The sequence below is a fragment of the Pseudomonas sp. KK18 genome (assembly GCF_037094675.1).
Lineage (GTDB): Bacteria > Pseudomonadota > Gammaproteobacteria > Pseudomonadales > Pseudomonadaceae > Aquipseudomonas.
Genome location: NZ_CP146605.1, coordinates 3,092,264 through 3,111,069, shown reverse-complemented (window position 1 = coordinate 3,111,069; position 18,806 = coordinate 3,092,264). Strand labels below are relative to the sequence as shown.

General features: G+C 62.8%; 14 protein-coding genes. 11 read left to right on the top strand and 3 right to left on the bottom strand.

Annotated elements, in window-relative coordinates; all coding sequences use genetic code 11:
* Nucleotides 1–688 precede the first annotated feature (688 nt).
* A complete protein-coding gene (locus tag V6607_RS14140; RefSeq protein ID WP_003211295.1) occupies nt 689–1,483 on the bottom strand; it encodes a class II aldolase/adducin family protein in 795 nt (264 codons plus the stop codon).
* A 107-nt stretch (nt 1,484–1,590) separates the two neighbouring features.
* Complete coding sequence (locus V6607_RS14135; RefSeq protein WP_008434597.1) at nt 1,591–2,496, bottom strand: LysR family transcriptional regulator; 906 nt, start codon at nt 2,494–2,496, stop codon at nt 1,591–1,593.
* A gap of 220 nt (nt 2,497–2,716) precedes the next feature.
* Here V6607_RS14135 and V6607_RS14130 point away from each other — a divergent pair, with 220 nt between their 5' ends.
* The 11 genes from V6607_RS14130 (at nt 2,717) to V6607_RS14080 (ending at nt 17,888) form a co-directional block, all read left to right on the top strand.
* Nucleotides 2,717–3,340 (top strand): cysteine dioxygenase, encoded by a 624-nt coding sequence (locus V6607_RS14130; protein WP_008434600.1) that lies wholly within the window; start codon nt 2,717–2,719, stop codon nt 3,338–3,340.
* A complete protein-coding gene (locus V6607_RS14125; protein ID WP_102368807.1) occupies nt 3,337–4,917 on the top strand; it encodes a rhodanese-related sulfurtransferase in 1,581 nt (526 codons plus the stop codon). Before V6607_RS14130 ends, V6607_RS14125 begins: the two co-directional genes overlap by 4 nt.
* A 102-nt stretch (nt 4,918–5,019) precedes the next feature.
* Nucleotides 5,020–5,976, top strand: a complete 957-nt coding sequence (locus V6607_RS14120) for an ABC transporter substrate-binding protein (RefSeq protein ID WP_134326341.1) — start codon at nt 5,020–5,022, stop codon at nt 5,974–5,976.
* A 13-nt stretch (nt 5,977–5,989) separates the two neighbouring features.
* Nucleotides 5,990–7,333 carry an LLM class flavin-dependent oxidoreductase gene (locus V6607_RS14115; RefSeq protein WP_008434605.1) on the top strand — a complete coding sequence of 448 codons (1,344 nt, stop codon included), beginning with the start codon at nt 5,990–5,992 and terminating at the stop codon, nt 7,331–7,333.
* 13 nt (nt 7,334–7,346) lie between these two features.
* Complete coding sequence (locus V6607_RS14110) at nt 7,347–8,351, top strand: ABC transporter substrate-binding protein (RefSeq protein ID WP_003211303.1); 1,005 nt, start codon at nt 7,347–7,349, stop codon at nt 8,349–8,351.
* A gap of 139 nt (nt 8,352–8,490) precedes the next feature.
* Entirely contained in the window at nt 8,491–9,669 is a 1,179-nt protein-coding gene (locus V6607_RS14105; protein ID WP_003211304.1) for an acyl-CoA dehydrogenase family protein, read from the top strand.
* Entirely contained in the window at nt 9,666–10,625 is a 960-nt protein-coding gene (locus tag V6607_RS14100; RefSeq protein ID WP_003211305.1) for a D-isomer specific 2-hydroxyacid dehydrogenase family protein, read from the top strand. The genes V6607_RS14105 and V6607_RS14100 overlap by 4 nt, the downstream gene beginning before the upstream one ends.
* Before the next feature lie 309 nt (nt 10,626–10,934).
* Complete coding sequence (locus V6607_RS14095; protein WP_134326339.1) at nt 10,935–13,055, top strand: TonB-dependent receptor; 2,121 nt, start codon at nt 10,935–10,937, stop codon at nt 13,053–13,055.
* A gap of 26 nt (nt 13,056–13,081) precedes the next feature.
* Nucleotides 13,082–14,656 (top strand): FAD-dependent oxidoreductase, encoded by a 1,575-nt coding sequence (locus tag V6607_RS14090; protein WP_134326338.1) that lies wholly within the window; start codon nt 13,082–13,084, stop codon nt 14,654–14,656.
* A gap of 25 nt (nt 14,657–14,681) precedes the next feature.
* A complete protein-coding gene (locus tag V6607_RS14085) occupies nt 14,682–15,173 on the top strand; it encodes a RidA family protein (RefSeq protein WP_093197996.1) in 492 nt (163 codons plus the stop codon).
* A gap of 36 nt (nt 15,174–15,209) precedes the next feature.
* Entirely contained in the window at nt 15,210–17,888 is a 2,679-nt protein-coding gene (locus V6607_RS14080) for a TonB-dependent receptor (RefSeq protein WP_256662410.1), read from the top strand.
* Between the two features lies 1 nt (nt 17,889).
* Here V6607_RS14080 and V6607_RS14075 read toward each other — a convergent pair whose 3' ends face one another.
* Nucleotides 17,890–18,777: a LysR family transcriptional regulator gene (locus V6607_RS14075; RefSeq protein WP_134326336.1), complete on the bottom strand. Its 888-nt coding sequence runs from the start codon at nt 18,775–18,777 to the stop codon at nt 17,890–17,892.
* Nucleotides 18,778–18,806 lie beyond the last annotated feature (29 nt).

Sequence of the window (18,806 nt, the reverse complement as noted above, 5' to 3'; positions counted from 1 at the left end):
TCGGCTTCCCTGCCGATTTACCCGCTCCACCGTGCCTACTTGCGGCCATCGTGGTTGACGGGGCCCGCAGATCAAGATCAAAAGCAACAGCACAGCGGCCTCCCGGCCGGCTTGAGTGTTAAAAGCAAAGGCAAGATCCAGAGCGAAAGCCAAATCTGAAGCTGATGCAGCTCTGCTTTTCTGTGGGGGGGTGGTTCTGTTTTTCTGTAGGAGCTGGCTTGCCGGCGATGCAGGCAACTCGGTCTTGCAGGTACACCGAGGTGATGCCATCGCCGGCAAGCCAGCGCCTACAGTGGACCGTGCCCGCTTTAGCTTTTGATTTGGCTTTTTAAACACTCAAGCCGGCCGGTAGGCCGCTGTGCTCTTGATCTGCTTTTGATCTTGATTTTGATCTTAGGCGCCCCGTTAAACCACGCTGGCCGAACGCAGGTATTACGGAGCGGGTAAACCGGCAGGACGCCGGTTTAGCCGCGACGGGGCAGGGACGCCCCGTCGCGGCGGCCCGCGGAGTAATGCCGGAGTGAGGGCACACCGAGCCTAGGCGAGGTGCCGAGTGGTGGGGAAAGAGCGTTTTGCTTACTTTTGCGCTGTTCAAAAGTGAGCCGCTGTAAGAGCGGAACCAATGGCGGCCATCACCCAAATAACGGATATACACCCACAACCAAGCGTAAATACCAACCCCACAACGTCAAAGTTTGTAATCAGTATCCGTACGCTCCAATTGCCGAATCAACGCATTCCAGTGCCGCGCCACTCCCGGCCCATCCCCGCTCTTGAACACTTCTGCCTGCTTCTCCACCTTGGCCACCACCTCCGCCGGCGGAAAGATCAACTCGGCATTCCCCCCCGCCTGCGCCGCAATCTGGATATTGCACGCCCGCTCCAGCCCCTGCAGCTGCTGGAACGCATGCTCCACACTCACCCCCGCCGTCAGCAATCCATGGTTGCGCAAGATCATCACACTCTTGTCCCCCAGGTCCGCCACCAACCGCTCACGCTCATCCAGGTCAAGGGCCACACCTTCATACCCGTGGTACGCAACGCGCCCGGAAAACCCGATGGAATGCTGGGAGATCGGCAACAACCCGTCCTTCTGCGCCGACACCGCAATACCGTCGCGCGTATGCGTATGCAGCACGGCCTGCAAATCGTGGCGAGCCGCATGGATTGCGCTGTGGATCACATAGCCCGCATAGTTGATCCCCAGGCCCGTAGGGTCATCGACAATCGTGCCGTCGATATCCACCTTGACCAGATTCGAAGCGCTGATCTCATCGAACAACAGCCCGTAGGCATTGATCAGGAAATGCTCCTCAGGCCCCGGCACCCGGGCGGAGAAGTGCGTGTAGATGTGGTCGGTCCACTTGTACAAGGCCGCCAGCCGATAGGCCGCCGCAAGTTTAACGCGCACCTCCCACTCTTCCGGGGTAACCCGCTGGCGGACGTTGTTCGAGACACTGGAGATCGAGGTGACGCTGCTCATGGCAAAACTTCCTGGATGGCCTTAAGGACTTCCAGGCAAGCCTAGGGGATGACCAAAAATAATAAAAAGCACATTTTAATCTAAGCTAATTATTATTTTTTTTCATATCACGCCGCATTGCGCACCTTGTGCAACGACGCCGCCACCAGCTTGCCAAACGCGTCCACCGGCCCTTGCAGGTTGCCCAGGAAATGCGGGTAGATCAGCCACAGGTCCATCACCGGCTTGAAGTCCTTCAGTGGCATGGCCGCCAGTTGATCGCGATGGGCGCTGCGCTCCAGCAGCGGGCGTGGCACCAGGCCGAGGCCCAGGCCGTCAGCCACCAGGCCCAACTGTAGCTCGGTGCCGAAGGTCTCCAGGTTGACCCGCAACGCCAGGCCCTGGTCCGACAGGGTGCGTTGCAACCCGGCACGGAAACCGCAGCCATCCGGGTTCAGGATCCAGCCATTCTGGTACACGTCCGCCAGCTTGCAGGGCTTCTTCGGCAGTTGAGCCTTGGCACACACCACCACCAGTTCCATCTTGCCGATGGACTCGCCGACGATGTTGTCCGGGAAGATCTTGCCCGCCGGAAACAGCGCCGCCGCCGCGTCCAGTTCGCCGCGCTCGATCTTGCCCACCAGTTGGCTGCCCCAGCCGGTAGCCACCTGGGCCCGCAGCTCGGGGAATTCACTGCGCAGGTGCTTGAGGGCGTCCAGCAACACCACGTCGCCAATGGTCTGCGGCACCCCCAGGCGCAGCAGGCCGGTGGGCGGCGCGTCGGTGGCCACCAGTTCCCGCAGGGCGTCCATTTCCCGAAGGATCGAACGGCACTGTTCATACACCCGCGTTCCGATCAAAGTAGGCTTGAGCGGCTTGGTGTTGCGGTCGAACAACTCCACCCCCAGCGCCTGCTCGAAGTTCTGCACGCGACGGGTAATGGCCGGCTGGGTCAGTTGCAGCGACTCGGCGGCATGGCTGATGGACTGGCAACGAATCACTTCGACAAAGGCATCGATATCGTCAATTTTCATTTGGGCCGCACATAGAGAACAGTCATTAAGATGTGTGAAAAGCATAGTTCCATAAACGGTGGCTGGATAGCCCAACCCCCGGATCGATAACGTCTAACGCTATTCAAACCGGTTCTAAATTACTTTCCGCTATAACCTAATCATTAAAAAATAGCATATTAACTATAAACATTATGCTTAGATAAACCCATCACCACGAACCACCCACGATGGAATTGTCATGACCCAGGCCCGACACCCGGAGAGACTCAGAGCATTCATTGGCGCCCTGGCGGAATTGATCGACGGCAACCCTCGCGAAGGCGACCTGCTGCACCGCGGCGGCAAGCTGCTGGCGCAACTGGTCAGCCACGATGACTGGCTGCCGGACGAGTTTGCCCAACCCGACCCCGAGCGTTATCAGCAATTCCTGCTGCACGCCGATTCGCGCCAGCGCTTCAGCATCGTCAGCTTTGTGTGGGGGCCGGGGCAGACCACGCCGATCCATGACCATCGCGTGTGGGGGCTGATCGGCATGCTGCGCGGTTCCGAGTATTCCCAGGGCTTTGAGCGTAACGCCGAGGGCGCACTGGTCGCCGACGGCAAGCGCATCCAGCTGGAACCCGGCCAGGTGGAAGCCGTGTCGCCGAAGATCGGTGACATCCATCAAGTCAGCAATGCCTTCAGTGACCAGGTGTCCATCAGCATTCATGTGTATGGCGCCAACATCGGTGCGGTACGCCGCGCCGTGTACCAGCCGGACGGCAGCGAGAAACTGTTTATCTCCGGTTATTCCAACGCTTTTCTCCCGAACATCTGGGATTTGTCCAAAGACGCCCTGTCCAAAGAGAGCCCTGCCCCATGACTGTATCGAACCGCAGCTTCGCCCAGATTCGCCAGGCCCTGCTGGACCGTGAAGAAGTCGCCCTTGTGGATGTGCGCGAGGAAGCGCCTTTCGCCGAATCCCACCCGCTGTTCGCCGCGAATATCCCGCTGTCGAAACTGGAACTGGAAGTGTATTCACGCATCCCACGCCGGGATACCCAGGTGACGGTGTACGACAACGGTGAAGGCCTGGCACAGATCGCCGCCCAGCGCTTGCAGGCGCTCGGCTATACCGAGGTCAGCCTGCTGGAAGGCGGCCTGGACGGTTGGCGCAGCGCCGGTGGCGAGCTGTTTATCGACGTCAACGTGCCAAGCAAATCCTTTGGCGAGCTGGTGGAAAGCCAGCGCCACACACCGTCGCTCGCGGCTGAAGAAGTGCAGGCGTTGCTCGACAGCAACGCCGACGTGGTGGTGCTCGACGCCCGCCGCTTCGATGAATACCAGACCATGAGCATTCCCACCGGCATCAGCGTGCCCGGCGCCGAACTGGTGCTGCGCGCCCGTGAGCTGGCACCGGACCCGGCCACCCGCATTATCGTCAACTGCGCCGGGCGTACCCGCAGCATCATCGGCACCCAGTCGCTGATCAATGCCGGCATCGCCAACCCGGTGTCTGCCCTGCGCAACGGCACCATCGGCTGGACCCTGGCCGGGCAGAAGCTGCAACACGGCCAGGCTCGACGCTTCGCGCCGACCTCGGAAGAACACCGCCAGATCGCCGCCAGGGACGCCCGCCAAGTCGCCGACAAGGCCCGCGTAGGCCGCGCCACCCTCGCCGACCTGCAACGCTGGCAGCAGGAAGCGGCGCGCACCACTTACCTGTTCGACGTACGCACCCCGGAAGAATTCGAAGCCGGCCACCTGCCCGGCTCGCGCTCCACACCGGGCGGCCAACTGGTGCAGGAAACCGATCACGTCGCCAGCGTACGCGGCGCCCGGCTGGTACTGGTGGATGACGACGGCGTGCGGGCCAATATGTCTGCGTCCTGGCTCGCACAACTGGGTTGGGAAGTGCATGTGCTGGATGACCTGCAACCTGCGCACTTCAGCGAACCGGGGGCCTGGGTTGCCCCCGTCCCGGCGCCGCAACAGGCCGAGTTGATCAGCCCGCACACCCTCGCCGAATGGCAGGCTCATGGCGACACCGCAGTACTGGATTTCACCGCCAGCGCCAACTACGTCAAGCGCCACATTCCCGGTGCCTGGTGGGCGTTGCGCGGGCAGTTGCCCGAAGCCTTGCGCAAGGTGCCTGCTGCCGAACGCTACGTGTTGACCTGTGGCAGCAGCCAGCTGGCGCGCCTCGCGGTAGCGCAAGTCGAAGCGCTGACCGGCAAGCCCGTGTTCCTGCTGCAGGACGGCACTGCCAGCTGGATCGCCGCGCAACTGCCGCTGGAGGAAGGCGAGACCCGCCTCGCTTCACCGCGCATCGACCGCTACCGCCGCCCGTACGAAGGCACCGACAATCCGAAGGAAGCCATGCAGGCCTACCTCGACTGGGAGTTCGGCCTGGTGGACCAGCTGGCCCGCGACGGCACCCACGGGTTTTATGTGATCTGAACACCCCCAGGAGCGAGCCCGCTCGCTCCTCTTCCCACTACCAGCCGACCCCTTCTCCAGGCGGAGGCGACTGAACGCAAGACCTAGCCTGGAGCCCGCCTGATGCGCTTTACCCTTGCCCTTTTACTGGCCACCCTCACCCTGGGTGCGACTTGCCAGGCCGCCGACCTGCAGCCCCTGCGAGTGGCCAACCAGAAATCCACCATCAAGGCGCTGCTGGAAGTCGCCGGCGAAACCCGGGATGTGCCCTACGAAATCCAGTGGTCCGAGTTCCCCGCCGCCGCACCGCTGGGCGAAGCCCTCAACGCCGGGGCCGTGGACATCGGCGCGCTGGGGGATGCGCCCTACGTGTTCGCCCTCGGTGCCGGAGCACCGCTGAAGGTGGTGAGCATCATCCACGCCGAAGGCCGCAACACCACCGCGCTGATTGTTCCGAAAGATTCTCCGATCCACGATCTTGCCGACCTCAAGGGCAAGCGCATCGTCACCACCCGCGGCTCCATCGGGCACTTCCTGGCGATCAAGGCGCTGCGCAGCGCCGGCCTTTCCACCCACGACGTGCAGTTCATCTTCCTGCTGCCCAGCGAGTCACGGCTGGTGCTGGATAACGGCACCGCCGATGCCTGGTCGACCTGGGACCCCTACACCACCGTGGTCACCAGCCAGAGCCAGGCAAGAGTTCTTGCCAGCGGCAACAACCTGCTGAGCAATCACCTGTACCTCGCCGCCACCAGCAAGGCAATTGCCGACAAGCGCGTGCAGCTGGACGACTTCGTGGCCCGGGTCGACCGCGCCTACCGCTGGAGCAACGATCACCCGCAGGCGTTCGCCGCCGCCATGGCCAAAATCACCGGCTTGCCGCTGGAGGTGCACGTAGCCGTGGCCAACGCCACCCATATGCAACCGGTGGCGATTGACGACTCGGTGATCAGCGGCCTGCAAACCACCGCCGACATCTATCAGGACGAAGGCCTGCTGACCAAGCACATCGACGTCTCCCAAGGCTTCGACAAAAGCTTCAACGCCAAACGTGCCCCGCTTACCCAGGCTTCCCGCTAAAAGGAGAGAGAACATGAGCAAACGCCAACTGAAACTCGGTGCCATGGTGCACGGCGTCGGTCACGGCTGGGGCGAATGGCGCCACCCGCAGGCGCAACCCAATGCCAGCGTCAACTTCGGGTTCTACAAGCATCAGACGCAACTGGCCGAAGGCGCGAAGTTCGACTTCGTGTTCATCGCCGACAGCCTGCATATCCATGAAAAATCCAGCCCGCACTACCTCAACCGTTTTGAGCCGCTGACCATTCTTTCGGCCCTGGCGGCCCTGACCTCGAACATCGGCCTGGTGGCGACCGTCACCGTGAGCTACACCGAACCGTTCCAGGTGGCACGCCAGTTCGCCTCCCTGGACCACATCAGCGGCGGCCGCGCCGGCTGGAACGTGGTGACTTCGTGGCTCAGCGGCACCGCCGACAACTTCGGCAAGGCCGAGCACCCGCCCCACGCCGTGCGCTACCGCATCGCCAGGGAGCACGTGAATGTGGTCAAGGGCCTGTGGGATTCCTGGGAAGACGATGCCTTCGCGTACAACAAGCAAAGCGGCGAATTTTTCACCCCTGGCAAGCTGCATGCACTGGAACACAAAGGCGAGTTTTTCTCGGTCAAGGGCCCGCTGAATATCGCCCGCTCGCGCCAGGGCCAGCCGGTGATTTTCCAGGCGGGCACTTCCGAGGACGGGCGCAATTTTGCCGCCGAAAACAGCGACGCGATTTTTGTCCATGCCGAGACCTTCGACGAAGCCAAGGCCTACGCCCAGGACTTGAAGAAACGCGCCCGCAGTTTTGGCCGTGATGCTGATCAGTTGTCGATCCTGCCGGGCATTCGGCCGATTGTTGGCCGCGACGAAGCCGAGGTGGAAAGCCGCTATCAGCAAGCTGTGGAGCTGGTGACCGTCGAAGACGCAATCGTCGCCCTGGGCCGCCCGTTCAACGACCACGATTTCAGCAAGTACCCGCTGGACGAACCCTTCCCGGAACTCGGCGACCTGGGCTCCAACAGCCAGAAAGGCGGCTCCGACCGCATCAAGCAACTGGCCCGCGATGAACGCCTGACCCTGCGGGAAGTGGCCCTGCGGTTCTCCCGGCCCAAGCGCGATTTTGTCGGTACCCCGGAGCAGGTCGCCGACGCGATCCAGACCTGGTTCGAAGCCGGCGCGGCCGACGGCTTCATCATCAATTCACTGCTGCCGGACGGCTTGCAGTACTTCACCGAGCTGGTAGTGCCGGTGCTGCAACAACGCGGGCTGTTGCGCAGCGAATACAGCGGCGCCACCCTGCGGGAAAACCTTGGCCTGGACGTGCCGGCGAACCGCTACAGCACCCCGTTCGAAACTCAACCAACGCAGATCGCCATCTGACCAGGGCACGACCATGACGAACACGATCAAACACGGACAGTTCAATCGTCGCGGCTTCCTGGGCGCCAGTTCGATTGCCCTTGGCGCGCTGGGCCTCGCCTCGCTGGTGCCCCGGGCTTTCGCTGCACCTGCGAAGCTCTCGGACCTGACCCTGGCCGTCGCCACCTACCGTGGCCAGGACTCGTACTTCACCGACGACGCCGGCACTTCCAACACGCCCTATAAAGTCGACTACGCCGAGTTCGCCGGCGGCAACCTGATCGTCGAAGCGCTGGCCTCCGGCAGCCTGGACATTGGCGGCATGAGCGAGATCCCGCCGATCTTCTCGATCCAGAGCCACCGCGAGCCGAAGCTGATTGCGGTGCTGCAAGGTGACGTGAATAACCAGGTGATCCTGATTCCCAAGGAGTCGAAAATTGAATCCATCGCCCAGTTGAAAGGCAAGCGTGTGGGCTATGTGCGCTCCACCACTTCGCACTACTTCTTGATCAAGGCCTTGAAGGAGCAAGGGCTGACCTTCAACGACATCACCCCCGTGGCACTCACGCCACAGGACGGTTTCAGCGCGTTCCAGAGTGGCCAGCTGGACGCTTGGGTGATCTACGGGGTGTTTATCCAGCTGGCGAAATTCCGCAGCGGCGCCCGGGTATTGAAAACCGCCCTCGGCTACCTCTCCGGCAACTACCTGATCGGCGCCCGCCCCGCCGCCCTGGAAGACCCGCTGCGCAAACAGGCGATCCAGGATTACTTGCAGCGCCAGGCGCGCACGCTGGAATGGATGAACAACAACCCTGAGCCGTGGGCTGAAAAATCGGCGAAGTTGCTCGGTGTGGACAAGGCAGTGTTCCTCGACGTGTACAACAACCGCAGCCAGCCCTACAGCGTGATCGAGGTGAACGACCAGGCCATCGCTTCGCAGCAGGAAGTGGCGGACCTGTTCTTCAATGCCGGGGTATTGAACGAGCGGCTGGATGTCAGCCCGTTGTGGGACCGGCAGTTCAAGTTGCTGCCGATATAACCCGCCTTCGAAAACGCCGAATAACCCATGTGGGAGCGGGCTTGCTCGCGAAAGCGGTGGATCAGCCAACGGATGTGCAACCTGACACACCGCTTTCGCGAGCAAGCCCGCTCCCACATTTTGAACGAGTACACCCATCATGAGCCTTTCTTCTCAACCGTCACTGCGCTCCGTGGAAGTGGCCAATTTCGAAGCCTTGCTGGAACGCCTCAGCGCCCAGCTCGCCGCCACTGCACACATCGTTGATGAAAGCGGCACCTTCCCCCACGACAACTTCAAGCTGCTGCACGAACACGGCCTCGTCGCCCTGACCGTGCCCAAGGCCCTCGGCGGTGGCGGTGCCAACCTGAGCCAGGCGCGCAAGGCCATCAGCGCGATTGCCAAGGGCGAGCCGTCCACCGCGTTGATCCTGGTGATGCAGTACCTGCAACACACGCGCCTGCAAGACAGCAAAACCTGGCCGCCCGCCCTGCGCACCCAGGTCGCCGAAGACGCTGTGCGCAATGGGGCGCTGATCAATGCCCTGCGCGTCGAACCCGATCTCGGCACCCCGGCCCGTGGCGGCCTGCCCGCGACCATCGCCCGGCGTACCGCCGCCGGCTGGCGCATCAGCGGGCGCAAGATCTACTCCACCGGCAGCCATGGCCTGAGCTGGTTCAGCGTGTGGGCCCGCAGCAGCGATGAAGACCCGTTGGTAGGCGCCTGGCTGGTGCCCAGGGACAGCCCCGGCATCAGCATCATCGACACCTGGGACCACCTCGGCATGCGCGCCACCTGCAGCCATGAAGTGGTGTTCGACAACGTGCTGGTGCCGCTGGACCACGCGGTCAGCGTCAGCCCCTGGAGCGCACCGCAGGCGGAACTGGACGGTGACGGGTTCCTGTGGATGTCGGTACTGCTCTCATCGGTGTACGACGCCGTGGCCCAGGCCGCGCGCGACTGGCTGGTGGACTGGCTGGAACAACGCAAGCCGTCCAACCTCGGCGCCGCGCTGTCGACCTTGCCGCGCTTTCAGGAGACCGTCGGGCATATCGACACTCTGCTGTTTGCCAACCGCAGCCTGCTGGACGCCGCCGCCGACGGGCACACCCCGGCAGCCCACGCCGCACAGATCAAATACCTGGTGACCGGCAACGCGATCCGTGCCGTCGAGTTGGCCATCGAGGCGTCCGGCAATCCAGGCCTGTCCCGACACAGCCCACTGCAGCGGCATTACCGCGACGTGCTGTGCAGCCGCGTGCATACCCCGCAGAACGACGCGGTGCTGCAAGGCGTCGGCAAGGCCGTCTTCGCTCAACGACACAAGGAACGCCCATGAGCCAGGTGATTATCGCCAGCCAGCTGGACGAAGATTTCAATCAAGTCATCCGCCAGCGCCTGGCCCTCACGCACCCCGGTGCAGAGGTGATCAGTGTGCCGGCCGGTGTGCCCAGCGACTTGCCGGCCCAGGCCAATATCCTGCTGGCCCGGCCGATCAATGTGCGCGGCTACACCGCGCCGGACACACCGCCACCGGGTTGGCCGTACGGCGTGCAGTGGATCCAGGTGGTGTCGTCGGGCATCGACTTCTATCCCAGGTGGCTGTTCAACGGGCCGCCGGTGAGCACCTCACGGGGCAGCGCCGCCGAAAACCTCGCCGAGTTCGCCCTCGCGGCAATCTTCGCGGCGGCCAAGCATTTGCCGGATATCTGGGTAAAGGATGCCCAATGGCAGTTCACCCCGTTGCGCCCGCTCAAGGGCACCACCCTGGGGATTCTCGGGTTTGGCGCGATTGGCCGCAGCCTGGCGCAGAAGGCTCATGGGTTGGGGATCAAGGTGGTGGCATTACGCCAAACTGACACGCCGTTTGACGTAGAGGGTGTGGAAGCGGCGCGGGATATCCATGACCTGTTTGCTCGTTCCGATCACCTGGTGCTGGCAGCGCCACTGACCGAGGCCACACGGCATATCGTCGATCGGGAGGCGCTGGCGAATGCCAAGCCAGGGTTGCACCTGATCAATATTGCCCGGGGAGGATTGGTGGATCATGAGGCGCTGCTGGAGGCGCTGGACAGCGGCCATATCGGGCTGGCTTCGCTGGATGTGACCGAGCCCGAGCCATTGCCGGACGGGCATGCGTTGTATGGGCATCCGAGGGTCAGGGTGTCGCCGCATACGTCGGCGATTTCGACCAATAGCCGGCATGACATTGCGGACAGTTTCCTGGGCAATCTGGAAAGGTATCTGAGTGATCGGCCGCTGGAAAACCTCGCTGATACCCAACGCGGTTACTAAACCCAACAGAGATCAAAATGTGGGAGCGGGCTTGCTCGCGAATGCGGTGTTTCAGTCACTATCAATGTTGACTGAGCGACCGCATTCGCGAGCAAGCCCGCTCCCACATTTGTTTTTTGTCGGCTGAAAAATATCATCAGCCTTACGCATCACATTCAAACCAATACATACCTGTTTTTTATAATTAACTTATAACTAATCGGACTTTTACGCCCGGCATTTATACAAATACTGTTACATCCAGTACCGACCCCTGACCAGGTGGAGGCCCAATTTTGCCTAAACCGTCAACCACCTCAGGGGTCCATCATGAGTCCTACCGCCGTACCCAATCGCCTGGCACTGGCCATCTCCCTCGCCCTGTTCGGCCTCGCCGTTCACGCCGACGACGCCGCCCTGCCGGTGGTCAACGTCACTGCCGAGCACCGCAGCGAAGACCTGCAAAAAACCCCGCTGGCGATTTCCGCGTTTGATGAAAAGGCCCTGGAAGACAAGCAGATCAACAGCGTGCGCGACCTCTCGGGCCAGGTGCCGAACCTGACACTCAGCCGCCAGTCGATCTCCTACAGCGCGCAGACCTACGGCATTCGCGGTATCGGTGAAACCGACCCGATCCAGGAAGCCGCCGTCGCCGTGTATGCCGATGACCTGTACATCCCGCGTGCGATTTCGTCGATGCTCGACTTCAACGATGTGGAGCGTGTCGAAGTGCTGCGCGGGCCCCAGGGCACCCTGTACGGACGCAACAGCAGCGCCGGCGCGATCCGCGTGATCACCCGCGATCCGACCCAGGAAACCCGTGGTTTTGTAGAGCTGGGCGCCGGCAACTACGATGCGCAGAACGCACGCCTGCTGATCAGCGGCCCGCTGGTGGACAACGCGCTGTTCGGCAGTTTCTCCGCTATTCGCCTGAGCCGCGACGGCACCGTGTCCGATCCCACCCGGGGCAAGGACGTGAACAACGTCGACATCCAGTCCTATCGCGGCAAGCTGCGCTACAAGCCGGTGGATTCGCCCTGGGATGTGCAATTGACCCTGGCCGGTACCTTCGACCGGGGCGACACCACCAGCTATACGCCCTTCGACGCCAACGGGCATTTCGACAAGTTCAAGAGCTACAGCAGCCTCGACCCAAAAAACCGCCTGGACCAGGGCAGCTCGGTGCTGCGGGCGATTTACGCGATCAATGACAACCTGAACTTCAAATCAGTGACGGCCTACTCGGCGTTCCACCAACCGGTGGACTACGACAACTCAGGGCAAGCCGCGCTGATCCAGAACAACCTGATCCTGTACAAGCAGAACTATGCGACCCAGGAGTTCCAGTTCAACGGCGACTACGACGATTTCAGCTTCAGCACCGGGGTGTACCTGTACCGCGAGAAGTTCGACGCCGACCGCGACAACCTTACCTATTCCATCGCCCGCAATCGGGTGATCGGCCAGGGCCAATACAGCACCACCAACACCGAAAGCTATGCGCTGTATGGCCAGGGCACCTACAAGCTGACGCAACAACTGTCGCTGATCGCCGGCCTGCGCTTTACCCGCGAGCACAAGAATTTCGACTTCACCAACTACGCGATCAACACCGACCGGCAAATCACCGGCACCAACTTCACCGCCGAGTCGAGCAAATCCTGGCAGTCCACCAGCCCGAAGATCGGCTTCGAATACGCCTGGACCCCGCACCTGAACCAGTACGCCTACGTCGCCAAGGGTTTCAAGGCCGGTGGCTACGACAACCGCGCCCCCACCCAGGCCGCCGCCGAACAGGCGTTCTCCCCGGAAGACGTGACCACCTGGGAAACCGGGGTCAAGGGCGACTTCTTCGACCAGCGCCTGCGGGCCAACGTCGCGCTGTTCTACAACGACTACAAAGACCTGCAAACCAACGCCTATGACCCGGCGCTGGGGGTGAGCCTGCGCACCAACGTCGGCCGTGCCCACACCTACGGCATGGAGCTGGAAACCCTTACCGCCCTGAGCCGCGACCTGCAACTGACCGCCAACGTCGGCTACCTGCAAAGCAAGTACGACGACTTCCAGAACGCCAGCGGTGCCGGGGTGGATGCCAACGGCAAGCAACTGGTGTTCTCGCCACGCTGGAACGCGAGCGTTGGCCTGAACTACACCATCCCGGCCGGGCTGCCGGGTACCTGGCTGGCAGGCACCGATGCGCAGTTCCAGACCAAGTCCTACGCCAACGCATTGAACGACGACATCCAGGAAATCCCGCAACAGACCTTCTGGAACGCCAACACCCGCTACATCAGTGGCGACGGCCACTGGACCACCACCCTGGCGGTGAAAAACCTGCTGGACCGCGCCTACCCGCAGTCGGTGGGCTACGTGCCCTCCAGCGGCGCCCGCTACTACTCGGTCAACGACCCGCGAACCCTGTTGCTGACCGTGCGCTACGACCTCTGACAAACCGCTATCTCAAGGAGCGAATCATGGCTTTTACCCGCAGGGAACTGATTTCCCGTATTGCCGCCGTGGGCGGTTATTCCGCCGCTGTCAGCGCATTGGGCGCGCTGGGGCTGACGCCTCAGGCGGTGGCATCGAGCTTTACCCCGCTGCAATTGGGCAGCACCGGCAAAGGCAAGCAGGTGGTGGTGGTCGGCGCCGGGATCTCCGGGCTGGTCAGCGCCTATGAGCTGCGCAAGGCCGGGTTCAACGTGACGATCCTGGAAGCCCGCGACCGGGTGGGTGGACGCAACTGGACCCTGCGCCGAGGCACCAAGGTCGATTTCGACGACGGCGTCAGCCAGACCGTCGACTTTGATGACGGGCAGTTTTTCAACGCCGGCCCCGCGCGTATTCCCAGCCACCACCAGACGATCCTCGGCTACTGCCGCGAGCTGGGTGTGGAGCTGCAAGTACTGGTCAACAGCAGCCGCAACGCCCTGGCCCGGCCGGATACGCAGCAACCGGCGTTTCAGTTGCGCCAGGCGGTCAACGACACCCGCGGCCAACTCTCGGAACTGCTGGCCCGCACAGTCAGCCGCAAGGCGTTGGACCAGGACCTGAGCGTGGATGACCGCAAGGCGCTGCTGAGTTTCCTCAAGGTGTACGGCGACCTCAACGGCGACCTGCAATACAAGGGTTCGGTGCGCTCCGGCTACACCCGCGTGCCCGGCGCCGGCGACCAGACCGGCGTGACCCGCGCGCCGCTGGAGCTGCAGACCTTGCTCAATCCCAAGCTGTGGGGCGCGCTGGTGTTCGATGAAATCCCGGAGTTTTCCTCCACCATGTTCCAGCCGGTGGGCGGCATGGACCGTATTCCGTATGCCTTCTACGAGCATCTGAAAAATGCGGTGCGCTTCAACGCCGAAGTCAGCGATATCCAGACCTCGGAGCAAGGCAGCCGGATCACCTACCGCGACCGTATCAGCGGCAAGACCCAGGTGCTGAGTGCCGACTACGCGATTGTCACCGTGCCCTTGCCGCTGCTGGCCAAGCTGCCAACCAACTTCACGGCACCCTTCAAGCAGGCGATCCAGACCGCGCAAAGCGACCAGGCCAACAAGGTGGCCTGGCAGGCGCCGCGCTTCTGGGAAACCGACTTCAACATCTACGGCGGCCTGTCGTACCTCGACCATGAAGTCAAAGGCCTGTGGTACCCCAGCGACCGCCTCAACAGCGCCCAGGGGATTCTGGTGGCGGCCTACAACACCAGTGAATCGGCCCAGGCCTTCAGCCAGAAATCCCTGGCCGAACAGTTCGCCTCGTCACGCCAGGCGGTGGAGCTGTTGCACCCCGGCCACAGCGCCAAGCTGCAAAAACCGGTGGCGATCAACTGGTCGAAAGTCAGCTACAGCAAGGGCCCGTGGATCGTCAACGACGAGGTCGGCGAAAGCGCCTACCGCCTGCTCAACGAGCCCCAGGGCCGCACGTACCTGGCCAGCGACGCCCTCGCCCACGGCGGCGTCGGCATCTGGCAGAACAGCGCCGCCGATTCGGCGCGGCGCATCGTCTCGCTGATCGGCCGGCATGCCGAACGCCAGCAACCGGGCGTCGCCGCCTGACTTTTCTCTCTCAAGGAATGAACCGATGAAGACGCTTTTTGCAGGACTGCTGATGACCGCCACCACCCTTGCCGCCCACGCCGATGAGATCAAGCGCGTGCCGCTGCCGAACTCGAATTTCCCGATCTCATTGGCGGTGTCGGTGCCGCCGCAGACCGAGCTGCTGTTTGTGAGTGGGTTGCTGGCCGACCTGCATGACCCCAAGGCGCCGAAAGACTCGTTTGCCGCCTATGGCGACACGGCCATCCAGACCACGTCGATCCTCAACAAGCTCAAGGGTGTGCTGCAAAGCCAGGGCCTGGATTTGGGAGATGTGGTGCAGCTGCGGATATTTCTGGTGGGCGATCCAGCCAAGGGCGGCAAGCTTGATTTTGCCGGGTTGCAGGAAGGCTACACGCCGTTCTTCGGCAGTGCCGAGCAGCCGAAAAAACCGGCGCGCACCGCGGTGCAAGTCGTCGCGTTGCCATTGCCCGGCGGGCTGGTAGAAATCGAAGCGGTTGCCGCGCGCAAACGCTGACAGGGACATCACTCGAGACCAAGGAGCTCCACTCTCATGCGAAAATTCAACTGGCTGACGGCACCTTTGTGGCGAGGGAGCTTGCTCCCGCTGGGGCGCGCAGCGGCCCTGAAGCCTGACTCCGCAATTTCCTCGGAAGACCGTATTGGGGCTGCTACGCAGCCCAGCGGGAGCAAGCTCCCTCGCCACAGCAAGCTTCCTCACCACAGCAAGCTCCCTGGCCACAGCAAGCTCGCTCATCGTAAAAGGCTACACCGGTACAATCATCTGAAACTCCTGCCGCTCTCGCTGGCGTGCGGCCTGGCGTCCTTCGGCGTCGAATCTGCCGAAGACCGCTCCCCCACCCTCGACACCGTGGTGGTCACCGGCAACCGTGGCGCCGAACAACGCACCGTCACCACCAGCCCCACGCCGATTGATGTGATCAGCGGCGAACAACTGCGGGCCGTGGGCAAGCCAAGTTTGCTCGAAGCGTTGGGCAAGCTCATCCCCTCGTTCAACCTGCCCGACCGCGCCGGCTGGGATGCCAGCGGCGTGGTGCGTTCGGCCACCCTACGCGGCCTCACCGCCTCTCACGTACTGGTGCTGGTCAACGGCAAACGCCGCCATACCAGCGCCACCCTGAACATCAACGGCATCAACAGCGGCGCGGCCCCCAGCGACCTCGACCTGATCCCGGTGGCTGCCATCGACCATGTGGAGGTGCTGCGCGACGGTGCAGCGGCGCAATACGGCTCGGATGCGATTTCCGGGGTGATCAATATCATCCTCAAGCAGACCACCGGCGGCAGTTCCGACACCACCCTGGGCCAGAACTACGACGGCAAGCGCGGCACCGGCCAGGAGGCGCTGAACTATGGCTTCCAGGTGGGTGAAGCCGGGGTGCTCAACGTGTCCCTCGACACCCGCTACCAGGAGCGCGACAACAAGGCCGGCAGCAACGGCTACAGCAGCCATTACTACCCGCTGGCGGACGGTTCCCCCGACCCGCGCGAAGCCACCTCCAGCCACCACACCTACAAAGGCTACGGCTCGCCCCGCAGCCAGTTGGGCGATGTGGCGTACAACCTCGACCTGCCGCTGAACGACAACCTGACGCTGTACTCGTTTTCCACCCTGGCCACCCGGGAGAACAACGACGGCCAGAACTTCCGCCTGCCCAACGGCCGCAACACCATCACCACCGGGCCCAATGGTTACCCCGACGGCTACAGCCCGTACTGGCTGGTCAACGAGACGGACTTCCAATCGGCTTTCGGTGCCAAGGGCAACGACCTTGGCGGCGGTTGGGGTTGGGACCTGAGCAGCACCTACGGTCGCAACTACGCCAAGCAGCGCACCTACGACAACCAGAACCCGTCCCTGGGCGAAAGCACACCGAACAAGTTCACCTCCGGGATCTACATCGCCGACCAGCTCACCACCAACCTCGACCTGAAAAACACCTACGAGATCGGCCTGGCCAAGCCGCTGGACGTGGCGTTCGGCCTGGAGCACCGGCGCGAAAGCTACGAGACCCGCGCCGGCTCCGAGGCTTCCTATATCGATGGCGGCTACGTGTTCCCGGCAGGCCATCCGCGTGCCGGGCAGCGTCCCGATCCGGGGGCCCAGGTCACCAACGGCATCCGTCCGGAAGACGCGCAGAAGGTCAGCCGCAACAGCGTCGCCAGCTATGTCGACCTCGGGTTCTACCCCACCGAGCAGTGGTACGTCGGCGTGGCCGGACGCTACGAACATTACAACGAAGGCGTCGGCGGTACCCGCAGCGGCAAGCTCAGCACGCGGTATGCGTTCAACCCGGTGTTCGCCCTGCGCGGTACCGTGAGCAACGGCTTTCGCGCACCGTCCCTGGCCAACGAGATCTTCACCGCACGCTCCACCGGGTTCGACACCATCAATGGCGTGTACCAGTCGTATAACTACGTGATCCTGCCGGTGGATTCCGCCGGCGCCCAGGCATTGGGTGCCAAGTCACTGAAGCCGGAGCGCTCGACCAACTTCAGCCTCGGTTTCGCCGTGACCCCAAGCGATGACTTGAGCCTCACGGTGGACGGCTACGTGATCAACCTGCGGGACCGCCTGGTGCTCAGCGAACGCTTCCAGGGCCCGGGCATTGCCTCCCTGCTGGACAGCATCGGCGTACCGGCCACGGCGGGCGCGCAGTACTTCACCAACGGCGCCAACACCCGCACCTCCGGGGTGGACGTGGTGGGCAACTACCGGCAGAACCTCGACCGCTACGGCTCGGTGAAATGGACGGCGGCGCTGAACTACAACCACACGCAGATCCTCAGCGTCAACGACACCCCGGCGCAGCTCGCCGCCCTGGGCAACTTCCAGTTGATGGGTCGCCAGTCACGGGCACTGATCACCAAGACCTCACCCAGCAGCAAGATGATCTTCTCCGCCGACTGGGCGATCCACGACTTCGACGTCAACCTGCGCCTGACTCGCTACGGCACCTACACCGAGGTCAACAGCTCCAGCGACGCGAGCCTGGACCGCACGTATTCGGCCAAGTGGATCACTGACCTCGACGTGGCCTACGCGATCAGCAAACAGCTGACGGTGGCCGTAGGTGCGCAGAACCTGTTCGACAAATACCCGGATCACATCGGCGTGAAGAACTCGTCGTTCGGCGATAACTGGGGCAGCTATTCGCCGTTCGGGTTTACCGGCGGGTATTACTACAGCCGGGTGCAGTACGCGTTCTGATTCAACAACCGCCGGCCAGGCGTTCACGCAGGAACTCGATCAACGCCTGCACCGGGCGCGAGCTCTGGCGGTGCTGGGGGTAAACGGCGGAAAGGGTCAGGGGTTCGGGCGCACAGTCTTCCAGCAGCGTCACCAGGCGGCCGTCCTGCAAGGCTTGGGCAACGATAAAATTGGGTAGGTAGGTGATGCCCAACCCGGCCACGGCGGCATCCCGCAGCAACTCACCGTTGTTGACCCGCATGCGCCCGCTGACGTTGCGGGTGTGGGGTTTGCCATCGACCTTGAAGTGCCATTGCACCTGGCGACCATGGCCGTAAGGCAGGCATGCGTGATCGGCCAGGTCATCGGGACTCTGCGGCGTGCCGTGGCGGGCCAGGTAGTCGGGACTGGCGCAGTAGACGCGCTGCACATTGGCGATGCGTCGGGCGATCAGGGTCGAATCCTCGAGGGTGCCGATGCGCAGCACCAGGTCGTAGCCTTCGCTGATGAGGTCTACCGGGCGGTCGCTGAGGTCCACTTCCACGGTGACATGAGGGTGGCGTTGCAGGAACAGCGGCAACAGGCAACCCAGGTGCGCCATGGCAAACGACAACGGCGCGCTCAGGCGAATGGTGCCTCGGGGCTCGGTGTTTTGCCCGGCGATGCCCTGCTCCACTTGCTCGACTTCACTGAGCAGGCGCAGGGCGGATTCGTAGTAACTCTGGCCCAGCGGCGTGACGTCCAGGCGGCGGGTGGAGCGGTTGAGCAGGCGTACGCCGAGGCGCTCTTCCAGCTGGATCAGGCGGCGGCTGACAAATTGCTTGGACAGGCCAAGATGCTCGGCGGCAGCGGTGAAACTGCCGGATTCCATGACCTGGCAAAACAGGCGCATGTCTTCGAAGGGGTTCATTGTCGCTTCTCGGTGGACGCTGGGCTGTT

Excerpts from the sequence above, each read along its gene's own strand:
- V6607_RS14075 (WP_134326336.1), bottom strand. The coding sequence starts at position 18,777 with ATGAACCCCTTCGAAGACATGCGCCTGTTTTGCCAGGTCATGGAATCC.
- V6607_RS14080 (WP_256662410.1), top strand. The coding sequence starts at position 15,210 with ATGCGAAAATTCAACTGGCTGACGGCACCTTTGTGGCGAGGGAGCTTG.
- V6607_RS14105 (WP_003211304.1), top strand. The coding sequence starts at position 8,491 with ATGAGCCTTTCTTCTCAACCGTCACTGCGCTCCGTGGAAGTGGCCAAT.
- V6607_RS14125 (WP_102368807.1), top strand. The coding sequence starts at position 3,337 with ATGACTGTATCGAACCGCAGCTTCGCCCAGATTCGCCAGGCCCTGCTG.
- V6607_RS14100 (WP_003211305.1), top strand. The coding sequence starts at position 9,666 with ATGAGCCAGGTGATTATCGCCAGCCAGCTGGACGAAGATTTCAATCAA.
- V6607_RS14095 (WP_134326339.1), top strand. The coding sequence starts at position 10,935 with ATGAGTCCTACCGCCGTACCCAATCGCCTGGCACTGGCCATCTCCCTC.
- V6607_RS14140 (WP_003211295.1), bottom strand. The coding sequence starts at position 1,483 with ATGAGCAGCGTCACCTCGATCTCCAGTGTCTCGAACAACGTCCGCCAG.
- V6607_RS14090 (WP_134326338.1), top strand. The coding sequence starts at position 13,082 with ATGGCTTTTACCCGCAGGGAACTGATTTCCCGTATTGCCGCCGTGGGC.
- V6607_RS14130 (WP_008434600.1), top strand. The coding sequence starts at position 2,717 with ATGACCCAGGCCCGACACCCGGAGAGACTCAGAGCATTCATTGGCGCC.
- V6607_RS14135 (WP_008434597.1), bottom strand. The coding sequence starts at position 2,496 with ATGAAAATTGACGATATCGATGCCTTTGTCGAAGTGATTCGTTGCCAG.
- V6607_RS14110 (WP_003211303.1), top strand. The coding sequence starts at position 7,347 with ATGACGAACACGATCAAACACGGACAGTTCAATCGTCGCGGCTTCCTG.
- V6607_RS14115 (WP_008434605.1), top strand. The coding sequence starts at position 5,990 with ATGAGCAAACGCCAACTGAAACTCGGTGCCATGGTGCACGGCGTCGGT.
- V6607_RS14120 (WP_134326341.1), top strand. The coding sequence starts at position 5,020 with ATGCGCTTTACCCTTGCCCTTTTACTGGCCACCCTCACCCTGGGTGCG.
- V6607_RS14085 (WP_093197996.1), top strand. The coding sequence starts at position 14,682 with ATGAAGACGCTTTTTGCAGGACTGCTGATGACCGCCACCACCCTTGCC.